This window comes from Mycobacterium sp. WUMAC-067, from assembly GCF_020217485.1.
GTDB lineage: Bacteria > Actinomycetota > Actinomycetes > Mycobacteriales > Mycobacteriaceae > Mycobacterium.
Genome location: NZ_JAEKMI010000139.1, coordinates 1 through 1,809, shown reverse-complemented (window position 1 = coordinate 1,809; position 1,809 = coordinate 1). Strand labels below are relative to the sequence as shown.

Below are 1,809 nucleotides of genomic sequence, written 5' to 3'. Positions count from 1 at the left end.
AGCGGTGACGCGATCGTGGTGAACGATGTGGAAAAGGCGCGTGTGACGCGTCAGGTGGGGACCGGGAAGGCGAGCGCAAGCGAATCGCTGCTGACGTGTCGTAAGAAAAACAGGTGACATCAAAACCGGGGTGTTTATCCGATCCCGGGACGAGCTTGGCGGGTGCCCATTGATTGGCCAGGCGGTGTCCGGCATGAAGGCGACGCGAGCCCGGTCTGCGGCTTTTGCATGGAACAGGAGAAGGCCGGAACCGATACGTCCCGTTCGTGTTTGACGTGGGAGATAGGGAGTAGCCCATGCGCAGCATGGGTGTGAGTACCGTCGCGGGTCCGGCTGGCGGACTGGCTCGTAGTAGTGGTGAAGCTTCTGTAATGGGAGTGAAGCGAAGGGGCCAGGTCATCTGTGACGTGTTCGTTGGATCAACCGAGACCCGTTGGGGTTCGGGAGGAGTCGGGTGAACAAGTTGAAGTCACCAGGCAAGCCGTTCGAGATTTCGAAGTGGGCGGTTCAGGAGGCTTGGGAGAAGGTCAAGGCGAACAAGGGCGCGCCGGGCGTGGACGAAGTATCGATCGAGGCATTCGAGTCTGACCTGCAAAACAATCTGTATCGGGTGTGGAATCGGATGTCGTCGGGGAGTTACTTTCCGCCTCCGGTGCGTGCGGTGGAAATACCCAAGCCGCATGGCGGCGGGACCAGGATGCTGGGCATACCCACAGTGGCTGACCGGGTGGCCCAAACGGTGGTGGCCGAGGAGTTGAAAGTGAAGGCGGAGACGCTGTTTCACGACGACTCCTACGGCTATCGCCCTGGCCGCTCGGCGATCGACGCGGTGGGTGCGTGTCGGCAGCGCTGCTGGAAAACCAACTGGGTGATCGACTTGGACATCCAGAAGTTCTTCGACAGCGTGTCCTGGGATCTGATGCTCAAGGCGGTGGGGGCTAACACCGATTTGCCGTGGGTGATGTTGTATGTGCGCCGGTGGCTGCAAGCTCCGGTGCAACTGCCTGACGGCACCTTGCAACAGCGTGACCGGGGCACCCCGCAAGGGTCGCCGGTCTCGCCCGTGTTGGCAAACCTGTTCTTGCATTATGCGTTCGATGCGTGGCTGGCTCGGGAGTTTCCGACCGTGCGGTTCGAGCGCTATGTCGATGACGCGGTCGTGCACTGCGTCAGCGAGCGCCAAGCCCACCGGGTATTGACTGCGGTGCAAGACAGGATGGGTGAGGTCGGGCTGCGGCTGCATCCCGACAAGACCCGGATCGTGTACTGCAAAGACGGCAAACGGCGCGGTGACTATGCGCATACGTCGTTTACGTTCCTCGGTTTCACGTTCCGCCCGCGCGGGGTCCGGGACAAAAACGGGAGCATGTTCGTCTCGTTTTTGCCCGCGATCAGCAAGGACGCCTGGAAAAAGATCGGGCGGCAAGTGCGGTCCTGGCGGCTGCACCATCGCACCGGTCATACCTTCGCCGGTCTGGCCGACAAGATCAACCCGATCGTGCGCGGCTGGATGAACTATTACGGCGCCTTCTATCGGTCGGCGCTGTATCCCCTCCTGACTCGCATCAACGCCTACCTGATGCGGTGGGTCCGCAACAAATATCGCCGGTTTCGGGGCCGCTGGGCATTCAACCAAGCGTGGTCGCGGGTGATAAAGCAATACCCGCGGTTCTTCGCGCACTGGGCCTGGACCACCGCCGTCCCCGCCGTCTGGTGACCAAGGTGACAAGAGCCGTATGAATCGAGAGGTTCACGTACGGTTCCGTGGGAGCCGGAGGGTGCAACCCCCTCCGGCCACCCGACTGGTAG

General features: G+C 61.6%; 1 protein-coding gene. It reads left to right on the top strand.

Annotated features, from left to right (window positions below):
- Nucleotides 1–454: 454 nt before the first annotated feature.
- Nucleotides 455–1,717, top strand: a complete 1,263-nt coding sequence (gene ltrA, locus JF781_RS27865) for a group II intron reverse transcriptase/maturase (RefSeq protein WP_225330667.1) — start codon at nucleotides 455–457, stop codon at nucleotides 1,715–1,717.
- The last annotated feature ends 92 nt before the right edge of the window (nucleotides 1,718–1,809 follow it).